An 18,969-nucleotide genomic window follows, 5' to 3' on the forward strand; every position below is an offset into this window, starting at 1 on the left:
TTTGCATTTTAGCAATTGAACTTGTAGGAGTGGCGGCCAAATCTGGTCATTTGGCAGGGAGGTCGCCATGCGGATCATCCATACGATTGAAGCTTTGCGTCAGGCGCTTGGTGCGGTCCGCAGGAGCGGCCAATCTATTGGTCTCGTGCCGACCATGGGTTATCTCCACAAAGGGCATCTTGAACTGGTGCGCCGCTCACGTCAGGAAAATGACATTACAGTTGTTTCGATTTTCGTGAATCCTTTGCAATTTGGCGCCAATGAAGATCTCGACAAATATCCGCGTGATCTGGAGCGTGATGCAACCCTGCTGCGCAGTGCGGATGTTGATTTTCTGTTTGCGCCTGCGGTGTCGGATATGTATCCGCGTCCGATGCAGACAGTGGTCGATGTCCCAACGCTCGGCAATCAGATGGAAGGCGAAGCACGTCCCGGTCATTTTGCGGGCGTTGCAACCGTAGTCAGCAAGCTTTTCAACATCGTCGGCTCGGACGCCGCTTACTTTGGCGAGAAGGATTTCCAGCAGCTCGTCATCATCCGCCGCATGGTCGACGATATGGCGATTCCGGTGCGGGTGGTTGGTGTTGAGACCGTGCGGGAGGATGACGGAATTGCCTGTTCGTCGCGCAATGTTTATCTCAGTGAAGCGCAGCGTGCCGCAGCGATCATCGTACCAAAGGCGCTGGATGAAGCCGAACGGCTTTATCGGTCCGGTGTCGATGACCCGGAAGCGCTTGAAGCAGCAATCCGTACTTTCATTGCAACGGAACCGCTGGCAGTCCCGGAGGTGGTGGCATTGCGTGATCCTGACACTTTGCAGCGTCTTAAGTCTGTTCAGGGCAGGTCGGTTCTGGTTGCGCTTTTTGTGCGGTTCGGCACCACGCGCCTTCTCGACAATCGTGTGATCGCGCATGTGGCGCAGGAAAAGGCCGCCTGACATGAGCGTCACCGTTAAGAAGAAACGCCTTTCGCCTAAGGCAATTCAGGCAATGAAGGGCGAGCGTCCGATCGTCAGCCTTACGGCCTATACAACACCGATTGCCCGTCTGCTTGATCCTCATTGTGATCTGCTTCTAGTTGGTGATTCCGTTGGTATGGTGCTTTACGGCATGGATTCAACGCTTGCCGTCACGCTCGACATGATGATTGCACATGGACAGGCGGTTATGCGCGGCGTCGAACATGCCTGCGTGACGGTCGATCTTCCATTCGGCGCTTATCAGGAATCGAAAGAACAGGCTTTTCGCAGCGCAGTCCGTATCATGCAGGAAACCGGCTGCGATGGCGTGAAGCTTGAAGGCGGCGAAGAAATGGCCGAGACGGTCGATTTTCTCGTCCGGCGGGGTATTCCCGTGTTCGGTCATGTCGGACTGATGCCGCAGCAGGTCAATACGGTCGGTGGGTTTCGCTCGCTTGGACGTGATGATGCGGAAGCCAATCGTATCCGCAAGGATGCGCAGGCCATTGCGGATGCCGGTGCTTTTGCGCTGGTGATTGAAGGCACTGTTGAGCTTTTGGCCCGCGAGATCACGCAAACGCTCTCCATTCCCACTATTGGAATCGGCGCATCGCCTGCCTGTGACGGCCAAATTCTGGTTTCCGACGATATGCTGGGACTATTTGAGGATTTTACACCGCGTTTCGTGAAACGCTTTGCCACGCTTGCGCCGCTGATTTCCGATGCTGCGCAAGCCTATGCGGATGAAGTGCGCGCCCGCTCATTCCCAGGGCCGGACCATGTTTTTGGTGTGAAGCCAAAAGCCTGATGAGAGAGCAGGCCTTTGGCGTATCAGATCAACTCCCGCAAATCTGGCTTTGCCAATAGCGATAAAGTGTGTCCACATCACTGTTGGTCAAAATTGCCATCGCACCTTTCAATTGGTCGTCCGACCAGTCCCACCACTGCATTTCCAAGAGTTGTCTGACGGCGACTTCATCAAAGCGGGAGCGGATGGTGCGGGCGGGGTTGCCGCCAACAATCGTGTAGGGCGCAACATCGCGCGTCACGAGCGCGCGTGTGCCGATAATCGCGCCATGACCGACTTTCACACCGGGCATGATAATGGCTTCAGAACCAATCCATACGTCATTGCCGATCACTGTATCGCCTGATGGGCTGTAGCCATTTGCGCTTCCTGCAAATATGTCCACTTCCGACATGAAGAAGAACGGGAAGGTACTGATCCAGTCGTGCCGATGGCCCTGATTGCCTGCCATGATGAAAGCAGCCCCCGACCCGATGGAGCAGAAGCTGCCAATGATCAGCTTGTCAGCACCTTCATCGGGCAGGAGGAAGCGCGCGCAATCATCAAAGCTATGGCCATGATAATAGCCAGAATAATAGCTGTAGCGCCCAACGAGGATGTTTGGATTTGTGACCTGCTTGTCGAGGGTTATGCCCTTGAATGGGCTTTCAAAGTAATTTTTCATGATAATGCTCACTGCATGAGTTCCGATGAGACCGGCATTTATCCGCTCGCATATAGTCAAGCGAAGACTGCGCAAGAAACGCGTGGTTTGCTTGCGTCCATGCTCCTTGTGCTTAAATCACAGGAGCGCGATGCAGGGGATACTCGAACAGTTTATCATGCGGGTGAGCATAAAGACGGCAGCGAGAAAAAGAAAGGGAGGCGTGCGCCCCCCTTATTTAAAAATATTTTTATCGCTTACTTTTCCACGAAAGCCTTTTCGATAACGAAATGACCGGCTTCGCTCTGGCTACCCTCTTCAAGGCCGAGGCCTTCAAGAATCTGGCGCATATCGGCCAGCATTTCCGGGCTTCCGCAAAGCATCATGCGGTCGTCCTGTTCGGAGAATTTCGGAAGGCCAAGATCTTCAAAAATCTTGCCGGAGCTGATGAGGTCAGTGATGCGACCCTTATTGCGGAATTCTTCACGCGTCACAGTTGGGTAGTAAATCAGCTTCTCGCGCACCATTTCGCCCAAGAATTCGTCTTCCGGCAGTTCTTTGGTGATGAGATCGGCATAAGCCAGTTCGTTCACTTCACGCACGCCATGCACCAGGATGATCTTCTTGTAGCGCTCGTAGACTTCCAGATCGCGAATGATCGACAGGAACGGCGCAAGGCCTGTACCGGTTGAAAGCAGCCATAGATTGTCGCCGGGAATGAGATTGTCATAGAGCAGCGTTCCAACCGGCTTTTTGCCGACGATTACCTTGTCGCCTTCTTTCAGGTGCTGAAGGCGCGAGGTCAGCGGACCATCCTGCACTTTAATCGAGAAAAACTCGAGTTGTTCATCATAGACGCTGGAAGCAATCGAATAAGCGCGCAGCAGTGGTTTGCCATTGACTTCAAGGCCGATCATGACGAACTGGCCGCTCTGAAAGCGGAAGCCCTGATCGCGCGTGGTGCGGAAGGAAAACAGTCTGTCGGTCCAGTGGTGAACGTCAAGAACGGTTTCCTGATAAAAATTGCTGCTCATGTCGGAACTGTCTCTGTTTCGCTTTTCACGGTATTTGCTTCAGATGAAGCAAACGTCTTTCATCGCAATCATGGGGGATCGCGTCTGGCTGCCTTGAGGGTGGCTTCCGCGGAGGTCGTGATTTGCCAACATGCTGTACCATGTCCGGCCGACGATTACGGAAGTTGGAATAATGCTTCTATGTCCCGACATCAAGAGTTAATCAGGCGATATGCGTCGCGCAATTAAATCGAATTCAAAGGCAGTCTCAAGGAAAGACGTCCTAATCAGGATGGCCTCCGAAGCATGATATGCTCTGAAGGCCTGTTTTCGTGTCTCAGCGTGAACTGCGCACCAGCGCGATTGCTGCAAAAAGCGCAACACTCGACATTGTAGCAAAGCCGATGAACAGCCAAAGTGCTGCATTTGACGTGCCGGCAAAGCCACCGGGATTGCTCAGACCGGCAAGATTGGCAATCATGCCTGCAAGGGCAGCACCCATGGCCGTGGTGAAAAGCTGGACGGTTGTCAGTGAAGCTGATGCGAGATTCTGGTCGCTCGCATCGGCCCGTTTGAAAATCCGCGTCAGCAGATGCGGCCATGTCATGCCAACACCAAAACCCACAACGATCATTGCAAGACAAATCGGAACAAGTGTGGTCCAATGACCGTCGCTGCCGGGGGGAACCAGAATGGCAAGTGTTGTCATGCCCAGAATGCCCATAATTGGCGCTGCAAGGATAACCCGGTTTACGCTTTTGCCTGTCACGCCGGATGAGCCGATGGAGCCGAATGTCCAGCTTCCGCCCATCAGCGCTGCAAGATAACCAGCCACCAGCGGTGATTGATTATGCAGGACCTGAAAGAACAGCGGCACGAACACTTCGGAACTTGTGACCGATCCGCCGAGAAAGCCCATGGTGAGATAGAGCGCACCAAGACGGCTCAGGCTGAAAGTACCCTTCGGCAGAATACGTTTCGTGGACCGATGCTCGACGAAAACAAGCAGCATCAGCACGGCAAATGCAACCGCAACGCCAGCGATGTTCCATATAGCACTTTGTGAAATACTTGCGGCCGAGATGATGAGCACGGCTGTGGTCAGCAGAATAAGCTGCGGCCATGCAAGCCGGTCTTTGTTCTCAGCGCTGTCTTTCTGCTTTGGCAGGACCAGCATTGCCATGACAGCAAAAATGCCGATCACCGGCACAAGCGACCAAAACGCTGCACGCCAGACGCCAAGTTCAGCAAAAATACCGCCTACTGCCGGGCCAACGAGCGTTGCCACACCCCACATGCCGGAAACGAGCGCAATAGCGCGAGGCCAGAGCCTTTCGTCAAAGACGATACGGATCATGGCATAAGAGAGCGCCAGCATCATGCCGCCGCCAAGCCCCTGCACCACACGACCGCCAAGCATGGCAGGCATGGAGGGGGCAAGACCACAGGCAAGCGTGCCAATGGCGAAGATGATCGCCGCCACGAGATAGGCATAGCGTGGGGCTGCCTGTGACAGAAGTTTGGGCACAAGCGCCGAGCCGAGAATGGACGCCGTTACAAACAGCGCTGTGTTCCAGGCATAATAGTCCATGCCGCCAATATCGGCGACGACGGTTGGTAATATGGTTGTGGCAATAAAAACATTGATAGCGTGGAGCGCAACTCCACCGACGAGCGTCAGCGAACGGATCGCATTTTTGCCCGCAAACAATTCTCCCCAGCCTGCAGTAGCCCCTGCGGTAGCAGTGGCGGCTGGATTTTCGGTCTGCATTTCTTTCCCTGGTCCTATCCCGCATTTCAGAGGCGGGTTGATGCCCGCTGTCCGCACGCGTGTGCTGGTTCTATAAAATGCTTTTTCAAACTTCGGAATAGGGGAGGAAGTAAAACAATATCAATCTTAATCAGAAGGGGTTCAATTTGCCCTGAAAAGCCCTATATAAAGCTTTGAATATAAAATCCGCCGCAGCAGGTGAGAAAATTTTCTCCAAACCTCTGTGGCGGATTTGTGTTTCTGTCACAAGCTTCCTATAAGCCTCTTTAAGTGCGGCTTTCTGTTGCTGCATAACATGCCGCCAGCCAGCTGGACAGGCCATCTTCCCTAATTGACGCCCCGGAACGACCATGATCCAGACGCCTTACTATCTGATTGATAAGACAAAGCTGAAACGCAACATGGAAAAAGTTGCTTATGTGCGCGAGAAATCCGGCGCCAAGGCTCTTTTGGCGCTGAAATGCTTTGCCACATGGTCGGTGTTTGATCTGATGAGCGAATATATGGACGGCACCACCTCGTCTTCGCTCTATGAAGTGCGTCTTGGCCATGAGAAATTCTCTGGCGAAGCCCATGCCTATAGCGTGGCCTATGCCGATTACGAGATCGACGAAGTCATCAGCCATGCCGACAAGATCATTTTTAATTCGATCAGCCAGTTTGAACGCTTTGCCGATAAGGCCGCCCATATCAAGCGTGGTCTGCGTTTGAATCCCGGCATTTCGTCTTCAAGCTTTGATCTTGCCGATCCGGCGCGTCCGTTCAGCCGTCTTGGCGAATGGGATGTCGCGAAGGTCGAAAAGGTCATGGATCGTGTCACCGGTTTTATGATTCACAACAATTGCGAAAACGCCGATTTCGGTCTGTTCGACAAGATGCTGACCGATATTGAAGAAAAGTTCGGCTCGCTTCTCCATCGCGTTGAATGGGTGAGCCTTGGCGGCGGCATCCACTTCACCGGCGACGATTATCCCGTCGATGATTTCTGCGCGCGCCTGAAGGCATTTTCGGAAAAATTCGGCGTACAGGTCTATCTGGAACCCGGCGAAGCTTCGATCACCAAGACTACGACGCTGGAGGTGACGGTGCTTGATACGCTTTATAACGGCAAGAATCTTGCTGTCGTCGATAGCTCGATTGAAGCGCATATGCTGGATCTGCTCATTTATCGCGAAAAAGCGAAGATGGCGCCAAATAATGGCGAGCACAGCTACATGATCTGCGGAAAATCCTGCCTTGCCGGTGATATTTTCGGCGAGTTCAATTTCGACAAGCCTTTGCAAATCGGCGACCGTCTCTCATTTGAAGATGCGGCCGGTTATACCATGGTCAAAAAGAACTGGTTTAATGGTGTGAAAATGCCAGCCATTGCCGTGCGTGAGCTGGATGGCACAGTCAAAATTGTCCGCGAATTTGATTACGCGGATTTTGAAGGGTCGCTTTCATAAAGATCCTGTTGCAGCGTTCAAACTGCAATGAACTCGTGTGTTCCGACGGGAAAGTGATCGGGACGTTTAACAGATGGCGGGGAACCGCTGGAAGAGGAAGCATCGACAGAAAATGAAGAAGAACGTTCTCATTATCGGCGCCGGGGGCGTGGCTCAGGTTGTTGCACATAAATGTGCACAAAACTCTGACATATTGGGCGATATCCATATTGCGTCCCGCACGGTTGAGAAATGCCGCAAGATTATCGATAGCGTGCATGAAAAGAAGAGCCTCAAGACCGAGGTGAAACTGGAAGCGCATGCGCTGGATGCTATGGATGTGGAAGCCACCAAGGCTCTCATTCAGAAGACTGGCGTTCAGATCGTGATCAATGTCGGCTCGGCCTTCCTCAATATGTCGGTCCTTCGCGCCTGTATTGATACAGGCGTGGCTTACATGGACACTGCGATCCATGAAGATCCGAAGAAGATCTGCGAAACCCCACCGTGGTATGGCAACTACGAATGGAAGAACCTGAAAGAATGCGAAGAGAAGGGCATTACAGCCATTCTCGGCATCGGGTTTGATCCGGGCGTGGTCAATGCCTATGCACGCCTGGCTGCTGATGACTATCTCGATGAGGTTAAATCCATCGACATCGTTGACATAAATGCCGGTTCGCATGGCCGCTGGTTTTCGACCAACTTCGACCCGGAAATCAACTTCCGCGAATTCACCGGCACAGTCTATTCATGGCAGGGTGGGCAGTGGCAGTCGAACAAGATGTTCGAAGTTGGCCAGACTTTTGATCTACCTGTTGTTGGTCCAAGCAAGGCCTATATGACCGGGCATGATGAAGTGCACTCACTATCCAAGAACTACCCGAACGCCGATGTGCGTTTCTGGATGGGCTTTGGCGATCACTACATCAACGTCTTTACCGTGCTGAATAATCTCGGTCTCCTGTCCGAACAGCCGGTCAAAACCGCTGAAGGTCTGGAAGTCGTGCCGCTCAAGGTGGTCAAGGCTGTGCTACCTGATCCATCATCGCTGGCGCCAGATTACACTGGCAAGACCTGCATCGGCGATTTCGTCAAAGGCACCAAGGACGGCAAAGAGAAGGAAGTCTTCATCTATAATGTTGCCGACCACAAGGACGCCTATAACGAAGTGGGCAGCCAGGGCATTTCCTACACCGCAGGTGTGCCACCCGTTGCAGCCGCAATCCTGATCGCTTCGGGCGAATGGGATGTGAAGAAGATGGTCAATGTGGAAGAGCTGAACCCGAAGCCATTCCTGCACATTCTGAACCAGATCGGCCTGCCATCGCGCATTAAGGACGAAGACGGCGACCGCGCTCTCGACTTTGCATAAGCGTGGGTTGAATGAATAAAGAAAGCCCCGCCTGGTGCGGGGTTTTTATTTCGACATATGTCAGCAGTTGAGAATTTACTTCTCAAGATATGTTGCTTCTTTATGCAAGTCTGGTATCCATTGCGCATTAATTTTGTGCCAATCGATGTGCAGCCCGCCTGGCTCCGGATCAGTCTCTGGAACATACACAACGTTCCCATTAGAGACTGAAGAACCCGAAAAGTGGGAGCAAAGTCGCAATCGCGATGAAAGCTCTTAGCCGGCATGGGGCGATCGATATTCGTATCACGATGCTAAATTCCTCAGATTGACATGGTCTCTGACGTCATGGCACGTGTTTCAGCTATGGATTGTCTGGCGGATTGACGGCCCCGGACAGTTCGGGGAGTGACTTGTGATCAATACAGTTGTTGAAGGCTTTCGTGAGCCACATTTGAGCCGTTTTCAGCGCTGGAGCCGGGAAATAATAACAGCCCTCAAGCTGGGCTGGCCGTTGATTTTCACCAATCTTTCGCAGGCTGCATTGACTGCCACTGATGTTATTTTCATCGGGCGGCTGGGTAAGGACACGCTTGCCTCGGCACTTTTGACGACCAGTTTTTATCATACGCTGATGATCTTTTCGATGGGGCTTGTCTCGGCTGTTATGCCAATGATCGCCATTGCACTCGGCAGGAACCGTCATTCGGTGCGCGACGTGCGCCGGACTGTGCGTCAGGGCATGTGGTCGGCCATTATGATCTCGATCCCGATATGGTTCGTGTTGTGGCATTGCGAGGAAATATTCATCTTCCTTGGCCAGCAGCCGGATATTGCCGCGCGTTCCACCGATTTCATGCACACGCTGCAATGGGCGCTGTTGCCTTATCTGTTCTATATTGTGCTGCGCTCATTTTTTGCGGCCATGGAAAAGCCGATGTGGACATTGCTGGTTGCGGCTGCGGCCATTGGTTTCAATGCGCTGGCTGGCTGGACACTCATTTTCGGTCACTTTGGCTTCCCACGTATGGAGTTGCATGGCGCCGGTATCGCCACCACGCTTTCGAGCAGCATGATGTTTCTTGGTATGGCGTTTATCGCGACCCGCCATCGGCGTTTCCGTCGCTATCGTCTGTTTGGTCGCTTCTGGCGTGCTGACTGGCCACGTCTCATCGAGCTCTGGCGTATCGGTTTTCCGATGGCGCTGACCTTTGTGTTTGAAACCTCGATTTTCTATGCTGCCGTCATCATGATGGGCTATATCGGCCCGACTGCGATGGCAGCCCATGCCGTTGCAATTCAGGTGGCGTCGCTTAGCTTTATGGTGCCGCTCGGTTTCGGGCAGGTCGCAACGGTTCGAGTCGGGCGTGCTTACGGACGCGGTGACCCGCAGGCTGTAGCCTATGCGGGTTGGAGCGCTTATGCGTTGGGAGTGGGCTTCATGGCGATCATGGGATTGCTGATGATTTTGATTCCACGCGTGTTTATTGGTGCGTTTCTCAATCTAAAAGACCCCGAGAATTTTGCCGTTATCGAACTTGCGGTGACATTTCTGGCGCTTGCGGCGCTGTTTCAGATCGTCGACGGTGCCCAGGCCGTTGCCGCAGGTATGCTGCGCGGTCTGCGTGATACGCGCATTCCGATGTATCTTGCGCTTGTCGGTTACTGGGGCGTCGGCTTGCCGTTGGGTGCGCTTCTGGCATTCCAGTTTAAGCTCGGCGGCGCTGGGGTCTGGCTTGGATTGGCCGCAGGCCTGGCCATCGTTTCCGTACTGATGACCATGCGCTGGCGACGTTCACTCACCCGCATCAGCAATATCTCAGTCGATGCATAAACAAAAGCCGCTCCACTTTCGGCGGGGCGGCTCTGCATTAGAGAGTAGAACGCTTACTTTGTCAGCGTGACGATGCGGTCAAGGGCGGCACCGAAGCCTTTCAGCGAAACCTTGAAGGCAACAGGCTGGCTAGGGCTGAGAGCAGTCGTGGTTACGTTAAGGTTGCTGCCAGCTTTCAGCGCTGCGGCCTGCTTGGCGTCAAAGCTCACAGGAGCGAGGCAGCCTTGCGGCAAACAGGTCGAGAAAGTCAGGTTCGGACCGGCGGCGTCGTCAATTTTGAGCGTGGCGCCCTTCGCGAGATCAAGGCCGAATGGCATCAGCAGTACGCCTTCAATCTTGCCGCCTGCCATATTACGAAGCTCGGCAGTCAATACGCGCTGGCCAGTCTGTGAACTATTCTGGTCCTGACGGATCGCGCAGACGGTCGTTTCCTTCTGTGACTGGCAAGAGACTGTCCAGTCCTCATAGGTTTCCTGAAGCGTGCTTGCGCCGCCTGGGAGAGGTGCTGCAAAAGCGGAAAGCCCCGAAAATGCTGTGAAGGCAACTGCGAGACCAATGGAGCGATAGTTTTTCATAAATGTATTCTCTGTTGAATTGATGTTGGTTAGTGACGACGGAAAACTCATAACCCTATTATTAATATTGAGCATAAAATAAGTCTCTGTTCAACAGGCAATATATTGGAGATTTTATTGACATTATAATATTCGAAATACCTTTCGTAAGGGTGTGTGGCATGTATTTCAATTTTTATCCCTGTTTTTGAAGCAAACGGCTGGCAGGGTGTTTTTTAGGATATTCTGAAAAATGGTTGAAGAGTGAAATTATAGAATATTAGTAATATAATTTTGAAAATAAAAAGTTGCTAGCTATTATTTTATAACTATTAATTGAATGTATAAATTTTAAAATTGGGATAATGTAAAGCAAATACTAAATAGTTGCGCATATGATACATATTAACTGCTGTTTTAAATAGTGATGAAAATGCGATTGCCGCTTATAATAATTGTGTTCTATCAGAAAGGAGTCTGAATTTATATATCTACTGGAGTATAATAAAATGACTATTAAAGGTCTTCTTCTTGGTTCCGCAGCCGTTATGGCTGTAGCGACAACCAGTGCTTACGCTGCTGACACGATCGTGTCTCCAGAGCCGGAACATGTTGAATATGTGCGTGTATGCGATGCTTATGGCGCGGGCTATTTTTATATTCCAGGCACCGAAACCTGCCTGCGCGTTTCCGGTTACGTGCGTTATGATGTCGGCGGCGGCGATAATGTTTATGGCCGTGGTTTCAGAGATCGTGAAGGTTTTGTCGACACCCGCCGCAACAGCTGGGACAACAAAGCGCGTCTTTCACTGCGCCTGAGCACCGCGTCGGAAACTGAACTTGGCACTTTGAAGACATATGCTGAAACCCGCTATGACTGGGGCAATGGTGTAGAAGGTGCTTCCGGTTCGCTTCGCTTTGGTTATATTCAGCTCGGTGGTCTTCGCCTTGGTCTTGATGAATCCGCATTCGTGACGTTCCCGGGTTATCTTGGCGACGTCCTCAATGATGACGTGATCCTCGCAGGCGGTTATCGTACGGGACTGGTCAGCTATACGTTCACTGCCGATAACGGCTTTTCTGCTATCTTGTCGCTGGAACAAGGCAACAACGAAGATACAGACAGCGCCTATGGCTTTAATGGCACGATCAAAGATTACACCCCGCATGTTGTTGGTGGTGTAAAGTATGAACAGGGATGGGGCACGATTGCCGCCGTTGCTGCTTATGACGCACGTAACGAAGAATGGGCTGGCAAGCTGCGCGGTGATTTGAACCTTACCGATCGCTTCTCGGTTTGGGCTATGGGTGGCTACAAGTCCAACAAGGACATCTATCAGGACGGTGTTCGCATGATCAGCAGCTTCTACGGCACATGGGGTGGCGATTGGGCTGTTTGGGGTGGTGCGAAATTTAAGGCAACTGACAAGGCAACGCTGAATGCGCAGCTTGCCTTTGATGGCACCAATACGCTGGCAGCGACGGCAAATGTTGCTTATCAGCTGGTTCCTGGCTTCACTGTTACGCCAGAAGTATCCTACACCAAGTGGAAGGATAGCCATTCTGTTCTCAATGGTAAGGATGCATGGGGCGGTATGGTTCGCTTCCAGCGCTCGTTCTAATATTAAAAAAAGGCCGTCACTATATGTGGCGGCCTTTTTATAATCTTCAATATTATCTTCCTAAGAAATAATAGCAATAAATTGTATTTTTACTTTGATTTTGGGTTGAATGATCAAAATAAACTATATGTGATTATTTTTAACTGAAAATACAAGCTATATAGAGAATGCCATAGAACGGCGTAGAAGGACTGCGCAAAGTTTATCTGATCTCCAGTCAGGCATGGCAGCGGCGGGCTTTTGGCCCGCCGTTTCTATTTTTAACGCGATAGCTTCATATGGCGGTTGACGTCTTTGTAAAGCAGATAGCGGAACTTTCCCGGACCACCGGCATAACAAGCCTGCGGGCAGAAGGCGCGCAGCCACATGAAATCACCGGCTTCCACTTCCACCCAGTCCTGATTGAGCCGATAGACGGCTTTGCCTTCCAGCACATAAAGCCCGTGTTCCATCACATGGGTTTCGGCGAACGGGATCACGCCACCCGGCTCAAAAGTCACTACAGTCACATGCATGTCGTGACGCAGATCGTTTGGGTCAACAAAACGCGTTGTTGCCCATGCGCCGTTGGTGTCGGGCATCGGTGTCGGTGCGATGTTCTTCTCATTAAGGAAAAGCGGCTCCGGCACGTCGAGGCCGTCGACATATTCGTAAGCCTTTCGCACCCAGTGGAAGCGTGCGACAGCGCCTGAATTGTTGCGAAGCGTCCAGCCGCTCTTGGGCGGCAGATAGGCGTATCCGCCTTCGCTCAACACATGATCCTTGCCCGCAAGCGTAACCGTGATTTCACCTTCGACAACAAACAGTACGCCTTGTGCGGCGTCATCGAGTTCCGCACGGTCGCTGCCGCCGCCGGGTTGTACTTCCATGATATATTGCGAGAAAGTCTCCGCAAAGCCCGAGAGCGGGCGGGCGATGATCCACAGCCGCGTCTTGTTCCAGAAGGGCAGGAAGCTTGTGACGATATCGCTGAATGTGCCTTTCGGAATGACCGCATAGGCTTCAGTGAACATGGCCCGATCAGTCAGAATTTGCGTTTGTGGCGGCAGGCCACCGGTCGGTGCGTAATAATTACGGCTCATTGTTGCCTCTGATCAATATAGTGTTTCGGGAAGAATATCTTTGAGCCGCAGCAGTGCGATGCGCTCGACCTGTTCACATGCGGTTTCCAGCTCCGCTTGTTTCGTGTTTTCAACACGCCGTTTGAAAGCATCGAGAATTTCCTTCTTGTTGCGTCCTTTGACCGCAATGATGAAAGGAAAGCCGAATTTCTGCGTATAGGCGTCGTTGAGTTCGGTGAAAGTCTTGCGCTCGTCATCGCTCAAAGCATCAAGGCCCGCAGATGCTTGCTCAGATGTGGATTCCGGTGTCAGACGCTTCGCCGCCGCAAGCTTTCCTGCAAGATCAGGATGGGCGCGTAAAACACCGAGCTTTTCATCGTCTGATGCAGCGCGGAATGCGCGGACCAGAACCGTATGAAGACCGGATGCAGAATCGGCCAGTTCCGTCAGACCCATGTCATAGGCGCGTTCGGCAATCCATGGCGAATGCTCGAAAATCCCGCCATAGCGCGCAACGAAGTCGGCCTTGCTGGCTTTGGAGGGTAGGACATCGGCCTGCTTTGGCTTGTGATGCTCATGCCAGTGACGCGCAATATCGACGCGCTTTGCAACCCAGACCTTGTCGTGGCTTTGCACATAATCGAGGAAGCGTTCAAGTGCTGCCACACGACCTGGACGCCCGACGAGGCGGCAATGCAGGCCAATCGACATCATCTTCGGCGCACCTTCTGCACCTTCGCGGTAAAGCACGTCGAATGTGTCTTTGAGATAGGTGTAGAACTGATCGCCGGAGTTAAAGCCCTGTGGCGTGGCAAAGCGCATGTCGTTTGTATCAAGCGTATAAGGCACGATCAGATGCGGACCTTTTGGCCCCTTTACCCAGTAAGGCAATTCATCGGCATAGGAATCGGCTGAATAGAGAAAGCCGCCTTCCTCCATCACCAGCTTCAGCGTGTTATCCGATGGCTTGCCCTGATAGATGCCGAGTGGGCGCGAGCCGGTGATTTCGGTATGCAGGCGCACAGCTTCGCGAATGTGTTCGCGTTCCACATCTTCGGGAACGTCTTTATATTCCCACCAGCGCAGGCCGTGGCTGGCGATTTCCCAGTCGGCTTCCTTCATGGCGCTGATGGCTTCGGGATTGCGCTCCATGGCAAGGGTCACGCCATAGACGGTTACCGGCATGTTGCGTCGCGTAAAAGCGCGCCACAAACGCCAGAAACCGGAGCGGGCCCCATATTCATAGATGGATTCCATATTGAGATTGCGCTGACCGTTCCATGCCTGCGCGCCGACGATTTCCGAAAGCAGGCATTCGGATGCGGGATCGCCATCAAGGATGCAGCTTTCACCACCTTCTTCGTAGTTGACGACGAACTGCACGGCGATATTTGCCCCACCCGGCCAGCGTGGGTCTGGTGTGTTGCGGCCATAGCCAACCAGATTGCGCGGATAACTCATGTGGAATTCCCTCGATTTTTGTCTGTTTTGCTCATGATAATAAAGATTTACGCCGACCATTCCCCCTCAAAATTTTGAAAGACATCCAACGATTATCATCTTTCCCAAGACATAACTTCGGTAAATACTCACAATAGGGAACAAGTGTGGTTCGCAAACACTCACGTGTTGCGTGAAATAAATCACACAAAAACAAGTGCTTGCAATGGTTCTAACGGTAATGTCGGAAGAATCGTGCAGGCGGCAGGAGTAAAAATGGGAAGCCAAGCAAGCGGTCAGGGCCGGTTAACGACGCATGTCCTTGATACGGTCAATGGTAAACCAGCCGCAAATCTGCGCATCGAATTACGACGCATCGAGAATCAGCAGGCAGAGTTTCTACGCGAAATTCGTACCAATGCGGATGGTCGCTGCGGTGAACCGCTGCTTGCGGGCGATGCGCTCCATTCTGGTTCATATGAGCTGCTTTTCCATGTCGGTGAATATTTCGGCAAAAGGGACGGTGTGATCCCGTTTCTGGATGTGGTGCCATTGCGTTTTGGTATTTCTGACGAAAAGGCGCATTATCATGTGCCGCTTCTGGTTTCGCCGTTTTCTTATTCAACCTATCGCGGGAGTTAAGCGGTATGGGTCAAGCAGTCAGACACACAATCCGCTTTCTGCTGAACGGCGAGACAGTTGAGCTCGACCGTGTTTCGCCGACAGAAACCCTGCTCGATCATCTGCGTTTGTCGCGCAAACTGCGTGGCAGCAAGGAAGGTTGCGGTGAGGGCGATTGCGGTGCCTGCACGGTGCTGGTCGGCAAGATCGTGGGTAACGAACTCGTCTATGAAAGCGTGAATGCCTGCATTCGTTTTGTCGGTTCGCTGGATGGCGCGCATGTCGTGACCATTGAGCATTTGCGCGGCTCCGACGGTGGCCTGCATCCGGTGCAAAAGGCGATGATCGATTTTCACGGCTCGCAATGCGGCTTCTGCACGCCGGGCTTCGTCATGTCGCTTTATGCGCTGTGGATGCGCAATCCAAAGCCTGTGGATGCTGAGATCGAAAAGGCGCTGCAAGGCAATCTCTGCCGCTGCACCGGCTATGAGGCCATTATACGTGCAGCGCGGGCGATTTCCGATTATGGCACTTTGATGGATGATGCGCTTGCTGTTGAGCGTGCGCATGTGTTCCGCCAACTGACGGCCTTGCGTGATGGTGCGCGGGTTGAAGTCGGCAGCGGCAAAGACCGTCTGGTCGTCCCTGCCGACCTCAATGATTTTGCCACTGTTTATGCAAATGAACCGAAAGCCACCATCGTTGCTGGTTCAACCGATGTCGGTCTTTGGGTCACGAAGATGATGCGTGATATTTCGCCGGTCATCTTTATTGGGCATCTCAATGAACTGCGCACAATCAGCGAAGAAAATGGCGTTATCAGTATCGGCGCGGGCGTCACTTATACGGAAGCCTTTTCGTTTTTGGCAAAACGTATTCCAGCGCTGGGAAATCTCATCAATCGGATTGGCGGCGAGCAGGTGCGTAACATGGGCACCATCGGCGGCAATATCGCCAATGGGTCTCCGATTGGCGACACGCCACCGCCATTGATCGCGCTTGATGCAAAGCTGACACTGCGCAGAGGTGCAGAACGCCGCACTATTGCGCTGCAAGATTTTTTCATTGCATACGGCAAACAGGATCGGCAGCCGGGCGAGTTTGTGGAGGCTGTGCATGTGCCGCTACCAGTGGCAGACAGCCAGTTCGCGATTCACAAAATTTCCAAGCGGTTTGAGGAAGATATCACGGCAACACTCGGTGCTTTCCATCTTGGACTTGACGCTGAGGGCAATGTGGCCTCTATTCGCATCGCCTATGGCGGCATGGCGGCAACGCCAAAACGTGCGCTCAATGTGGAAGCAGCCCTTCTTGGTAAACCATGGAATGAAGAGAGCATAGAAGCAGCAATTAAATCCTATGGCCTCGACTATCAGCCTCTGACCGATATGCGCGCTACAGCCGATTATCGTTTGCTGGTCGCAAAAAATCTGCTCCGCCGTTTTTATGCTGAGACGCAAGGCGAGGCTGAACCTTTGCGTGTGGTTGCGGCATAGGGAGGATGATATGAATAAGCATCCTGCAAATGAAATCAAAGCGAGCCGTATCAAGGGTGGTGTCGCCACCGATCAGCGCCATGATTCAGCCCATAAACATGTGACGGGCGAAGCAGTTTATATCGACGATATACCGGAGCCTGAAGGCACCCTTCATATTGGTGTTGGCTTCTCAACCGTTGCGCATGGCAAAATCACTGGCGTTGATTTGTCTGCCGTGCGCAACGCGCCCGGTGTGGTTGATGTGCTGACCTATAAGGATGTGCCGGGCGAAAACGATGTCTCGCCATCGGGGATGCATGACGATCCGATCTTCGCGGTCGATAACGTGCAGTTCCATGGCCAGCCGATCTTTGCGGTTGTGGCCCGCACGCGTGATCAGGCGCGTCGCGCAGCGCGTCTTGCAAAGATCGACTATGAAGAAATGCCGGGTCTGTTCTCCATTTCCGACCTTGATGGTTACAAGGATAAGCTGGTCTTCACGCCGCTGACGCTCAATCGTGGTGACGCCCGCAAAGCCATTGATGACGCACCGCGCAAGGTCAAGGCGCGTATGAAAGTCGGCGGACAGGATCACTTCTATCTCGAAGGGCAGGCTTCGCTTGCAATCCCCGGCGAAGATGACGATGTGACCATCTATTGCTCCACGCAAGGCCCAAGTGAAACGCAGCATCTGGTCGCCCACGCGCTTGGCGTGCCAAGCCACTCGGTGACGGTGGAAGTGCGGCGCATGGGTGGCGGTTTTGGCGGCAAGGAAACGCAGGCCAATCAATGGGCAGCGATTGCCGCGATTGCTGCCAAAAAACACAAGCGCGCCGTCAAAGTTCGTCTTGATCGTGATGAGGATATGACCTCGACCGGTAAGCGGCATGATTTCATGATTGATTATGAAGTCGGTTTCGATGATGAAGGCAATATTCTTGGTGTCGATTATCTGTTTGCACTGAATGCCGGTTTTTCTGCCGATCTGTCCGGTCCAGTCGGCGATCGCGCATTGTTTCATTGCGACAATGCCTATTTCTTCCCCGCCGTTCATGCGCAGTCGGCACCGCTTTATACCAACACCGTGTCCAACACGGCCTTTCGTGGTTTCGGTGGTCCGCAGGGCATGGTGGGTGCCGAGCGCGTGATTGAGGAAGTGGCTTTCGCGGTCGGCAAAGACCCGCTCGAAATCCGAAAGCTCAATTTCTATGACGCCATGGGCACAGACGGCACACGCAATGTGACGCCCTATCACCAGAAGGTGGAAGACTGCATCATCCAGCGCATCGTTGCCGAACTTGAAGAAAGTGCCGATTACGCAAAGCGCCGCGAAGCAATCCGCGAATTCAACGCCAAAAGCCGCTACGTCAAACGCGGTATGTCACTGACTCCGGTCAAATTTGGCATTTCCTTCACCAAGACGGAATCCAATCAGGCTGGCGCGCTGGTGCATGTCTATAATGACGGCTCGGTGCATATGAACCATGGCGGCACGGAGATGGGGCAGGGGCTTCATCTGAAAGTGGCGCAAGTGGTGGCGGAAGAATTCCAGATCGACCTTGATCGCGTGAAGATCACAGCAACAACGACCGCGAAAGTGCCTAACACTGCTCCCACCGCAGCATCGTCCGGGGCTGATCTCAATGGGATGGCCGCGCAGGATGCCGCGCGTCAGATCAAGAAGCGGCTCATTTCTTTTGCCGCGCAGCAATATCAGGTGGCCGAAGATCAGGTGGTCTTCCTGCCGAACCGTATCCGCGTTGGCAATCAGGAAATAAGCTTCAACGATCTGGTCAGGCAGGCCTATATCGGGCGTGTGCAGCTGTCTGCATCGGGGCATTACAAGACCCCGAAAATCCATTGGGATCGCGCCAAGGGGAAAGGCCACGCCTTCTATTATTACGCCTATGGTGCAGCCTGTTCCGAAGTGTCGGTGGATACGCTGACCGGTGAATATGTGGTGGAACGCACCGACATTCTTCACGATACGGGCCGCTCGCTCAACCGTGCCATTGATATTGGTCAGGTGGAGGGCGGTTTCGTGCAAGGTATGGGCTGGTTGACCACGGAAGAGCTTGTCTGGGACGACAAGGGCCGATTACGCACCCACGCACCGTCAACCTACAAGATCCCGCTTGCATCAGATCGTCCGAAGATTTTCAATGTGGCCTTGACCGACTGGTCGGAGGCTTATGAGCCGACAATTCACCGCTCCAAGGCGGTTGGTGAACCGCCGCTGCCGCATGGCATGTCGGTGCTTTATGCGCTGTCGGATGCAGTGGCGAGCGTTGCCGACCACAAGATCAGTCCGCGCCTTGATGCGCCTGCAACGCCCGAGCGCGTGTTGATGGCCATTGAACGGCTGCGGTCTCAGAAGGGCTGATG

General features: G+C 53.0%; 16 protein-coding genes. 9 read left to right on the forward strand and 7 right to left on the reverse strand.

Translation table 11 applies throughout. The features are described 5' to 3' along the window. Positions 1-67: 67 nt before the first annotated feature. A complete protein-coding gene (gene panC, locus ABE527_RS03010; protein ID WP_499696090.1) occupies positions 68-937 on the forward strand; it encodes a pantoate--beta-alanine ligase in 870 nt (289 codons plus the stop codon). Position 938: 1 nt separating this feature from the next. Continuing rightward, positions 939-1,766: a 3-methyl-2-oxobutanoate hydroxymethyltransferase gene (gene panB / locus ABE527_RS03015; protein WP_499696091.1), complete on the forward strand. Its 828-nt coding sequence runs from the start codon at positions 939-941 to the stop codon at positions 1,764-1,766. A 28-nt stretch (positions 1,767-1,794) separates the two neighbouring features. Here the strand turns inward: panB and catB are convergent, their stop codons facing one another. The 4 genes from catB to ABE527_RS03035 form a co-directional block, all read right to left on the reverse strand. Then, positions 1,795-2,430 (reverse strand): type B chloramphenicol O-acetyltransferase, encoded by a 636-nt coding sequence (gene catB / locus ABE527_RS03020; protein WP_499696092.1) that lies wholly within the window; start codon positions 2,428-2,430, stop codon positions 1,795-1,797. A 236-nt stretch (positions 2,431-2,666) separates the two neighbouring features. Next, positions 2,667-3,443 carry a ferredoxin--NADP reductase gene (locus tag ABE527_RS03025; RefSeq protein ID WP_499696093.1) on the reverse strand — a complete coding sequence of 259 codons (777 nt, stop codon included), beginning with the start codon at positions 3,441-3,443 and terminating at the stop codon, positions 2,667-2,669. A gap of 316 nt (positions 3,444-3,759) precedes the next feature. Then, positions 3,760-5,193, reverse strand: a complete 1,434-nt coding sequence (locus ABE527_RS03030; protein ID WP_265982988.1) for an MFS transporter — start codon at positions 5,191-5,193, stop codon at positions 3,760-3,762. 130 nt (positions 5,194-5,323) lie between these two features. Beyond that, a complete protein-coding gene (locus tag ABE527_RS03035; RefSeq protein WP_499696094.1) occupies positions 5,324-5,545 on the reverse strand; it encodes a hypothetical protein in 222 nt (73 codons plus the stop codon). On the opposite strand from ABE527_RS03035, the gene nspC reads away from it, so the two are divergent. From nspC to ABE527_RS03050, 3 genes are all read left to right on the forward strand, one after another. After that, the gene (gene nspC, locus ABE527_RS03040) at positions 5,544-6,641 is read left to right on the forward strand and encodes a carboxynorspermidine decarboxylase (protein ID WP_499696095.1); all 1,098 of its coding nucleotides are present in this window, start codon (positions 5,544-5,546) and stop codon (positions 6,639-6,641) included. The genes ABE527_RS03035 and nspC overlap by 2 nt on opposite strands. 112 nt (positions 6,642-6,753) lie before the next feature. Further along, positions 6,754-7,995, forward strand: coding sequence for a saccharopine dehydrogenase family protein (locus tag ABE527_RS03045; RefSeq protein WP_265982992.1), 1,242 nt, complete (start codon positions 6,754-6,756; stop codon positions 7,993-7,995). Between the two features lie 397 nt (positions 7,996-8,392). Then, positions 8,393-9,808, forward strand: a complete 1,416-nt coding sequence (locus ABE527_RS03050) for an MATE family efflux transporter (RefSeq protein WP_396997737.1) — start codon at positions 8,393-8,395, stop codon at positions 9,806-9,808. A gap of 53 nt (positions 9,809-9,861) precedes the next feature. Here ABE527_RS03050 and ABE527_RS03055 read toward each other — a convergent pair whose 3' ends face one another. Beyond that, positions 9,862-10,383 carry an invasion associated locus B family protein gene (locus ABE527_RS03055; protein ID WP_499693439.1) on the reverse strand — a complete coding sequence of 174 codons (522 nt, stop codon included), beginning with the start codon at positions 10,381-10,383 and terminating at the stop codon, positions 9,862-9,864. A gap of 488 nt (positions 10,384-10,871) precedes the next feature. Between ABE527_RS03055 and ABE527_RS03060 the strand changes: the two genes are divergently transcribed. Beyond that, positions 10,872-11,984, forward strand: a complete 1,113-nt coding sequence (locus tag ABE527_RS03060; RefSeq protein ID WP_265982995.1) for a porin — start codon at positions 10,872-10,874, stop codon at positions 11,982-11,984. A 260-nt stretch (positions 11,985-12,244) separates the two neighbouring features. Here the strand turns inward: ABE527_RS03060 and ABE527_RS03065 are convergent, their stop codons facing one another. Both ABE527_RS03065 and puuE read right to left on the reverse strand, forming a co-directional pair. Beyond that, a complete protein-coding gene (locus ABE527_RS03065; RefSeq protein WP_499696096.1) occupies positions 12,245-13,066 on the reverse strand; it encodes a bifunctional allantoicase/(S)-ureidoglycine aminohydrolase in 822 nt (273 codons plus the stop codon). 12 nt (positions 13,067-13,078) lie between these two features. After that, positions 13,079-14,506 (reverse strand): allantoinase PuuE, encoded by a 1,428-nt coding sequence (puuE, locus tag ABE527_RS03070; RefSeq protein ID WP_499696097.1) that lies wholly within the window; start codon positions 14,504-14,506, stop codon positions 13,079-13,081. A 255-nt stretch (positions 14,507-14,761) separates the two neighbouring features. Here puuE and uraH point away from each other — a divergent pair, with 255 nt between their 5' ends. Genes uraH through xdhB form a run of 3 tightly spaced genes read left to right on the forward strand, consistent with a single transcriptional unit; the run spans position 14,762 to position 18,967 of the window. After that, positions 14,762-15,127, forward strand: a complete 366-nt coding sequence (uraH, locus tag ABE527_RS03075; RefSeq protein ID WP_499696098.1) for a hydroxyisourate hydrolase — start codon at positions 14,762-14,764, stop codon at positions 15,125-15,127. Between the two features lie 5 nt (positions 15,128-15,132). Beyond that, a complete protein-coding gene (gene xdhA / locus ABE527_RS03080) occupies positions 15,133-16,602 on the forward strand; it encodes a xanthine dehydrogenase small subunit (protein WP_499696099.1) in 1,470 nt (489 codons plus the stop codon). 10 nt (positions 16,603-16,612) lie between these two features. Continuing rightward, on the forward strand, positions 16,613-18,967 hold the full coding sequence (gene xdhB / locus ABE527_RS03085; protein ID WP_499696100.1) for a xanthine dehydrogenase molybdopterin binding subunit: 2,355 nt from the start codon (positions 16,613-16,615) through the stop codon (positions 18,965-18,967). Positions 18,968-18,969: the final 2 nt, after the last annotated feature.

Origin of the sequence: Brucella sp. TWI432 (assembly GCF_039674445.1) — a bacterium.
Taxonomy (GTDB): domain Bacteria; phylum Pseudomonadota; class Alphaproteobacteria; order Rhizobiales; family Rhizobiaceae; genus Brucella; species Brucella chromiisoli.

Coding starts and splice junctions, on each gene's coding strand:
- panC (WP_499696090.1), top strand. CDS start 68: ATGCGGATCATCCATACGATTGAAGCTTTGCGTCAGGCGCTTGGTGCG.
- panB (WP_499696091.1), top strand. CDS start 939: ATGAGCGTCACCGTTAAGAAGAAACGCCTTTCGCCTAAGGCAATTCAG.
- catB (WP_499696092.1), bottom strand. CDS start 2,430: ATGAAAAATTACTTTGAAAGCCCATTCAAGGGCATAACCCTCGACAAG.
- ABE527_RS03025 (WP_499696093.1), bottom strand. CDS start 3,443: ATGAGCAGCAATTTTTATCAGGAAACCGTTCTTGACGTTCACCACTGG.
- ABE527_RS03030 (WP_265982988.1), bottom strand. CDS start 5,193: ATGCAGACCGAAAATCCAGCCGCCACTGCTACCGCAGGGGCTACTGCA.
- nspC (WP_499696095.1), top strand. CDS start 5,544: ATGATCCAGACGCCTTACTATCTGATTGATAAGACAAAGCTGAAACGC.
- ABE527_RS03035 (WP_499696094.1), bottom strand. CDS start 5,545: ATGGTCGTTCCGGGGCGTCAATTAGGGAAGATGGCCTGTCCAGCTGGC.
- ABE527_RS03045 (WP_265982992.1), top strand. CDS start 6,754: ATGAAGAAGAACGTTCTCATTATCGGCGCCGGGGGCGTGGCTCAGGTT.
- ABE527_RS03055 (WP_499693439.1), bottom strand. CDS start 10,383: ATGAAAAACTATCGCTCCATTGGTCTCGCAGTTGCCTTCACAGCATTT.
- ABE527_RS03060 (WP_265982995.1), top strand. CDS start 10,872: ATGACTATTAAAGGTCTTCTTCTTGGTTCCGCAGCCGTTATGGCTGTA.
- ABE527_RS03065 (WP_499696096.1), bottom strand. CDS start 13,066: ATGAGCCGTAATTATTACGCACCGACCGGTGGCCTGCCGCCACAAACG.
- puuE (WP_499696097.1), bottom strand. CDS start 14,506: ATGAGTTATCCGCGCAATCTGGTTGGCTATGGCCGCAACACACCAGAC.
- uraH (WP_499696098.1), top strand. CDS start 14,762: ATGGGAAGCCAAGCAAGCGGTCAGGGCCGGTTAACGACGCATGTCCTT.
- xdhA (WP_499696099.1), top strand. CDS start 15,133: ATGGGTCAAGCAGTCAGACACACAATCCGCTTTCTGCTGAACGGCGAG.
- xdhB (WP_499696100.1), top strand. CDS start 16,613: ATGAATAAGCATCCTGCAAATGAAATCAAAGCGAGCCGTATCAAGGGT.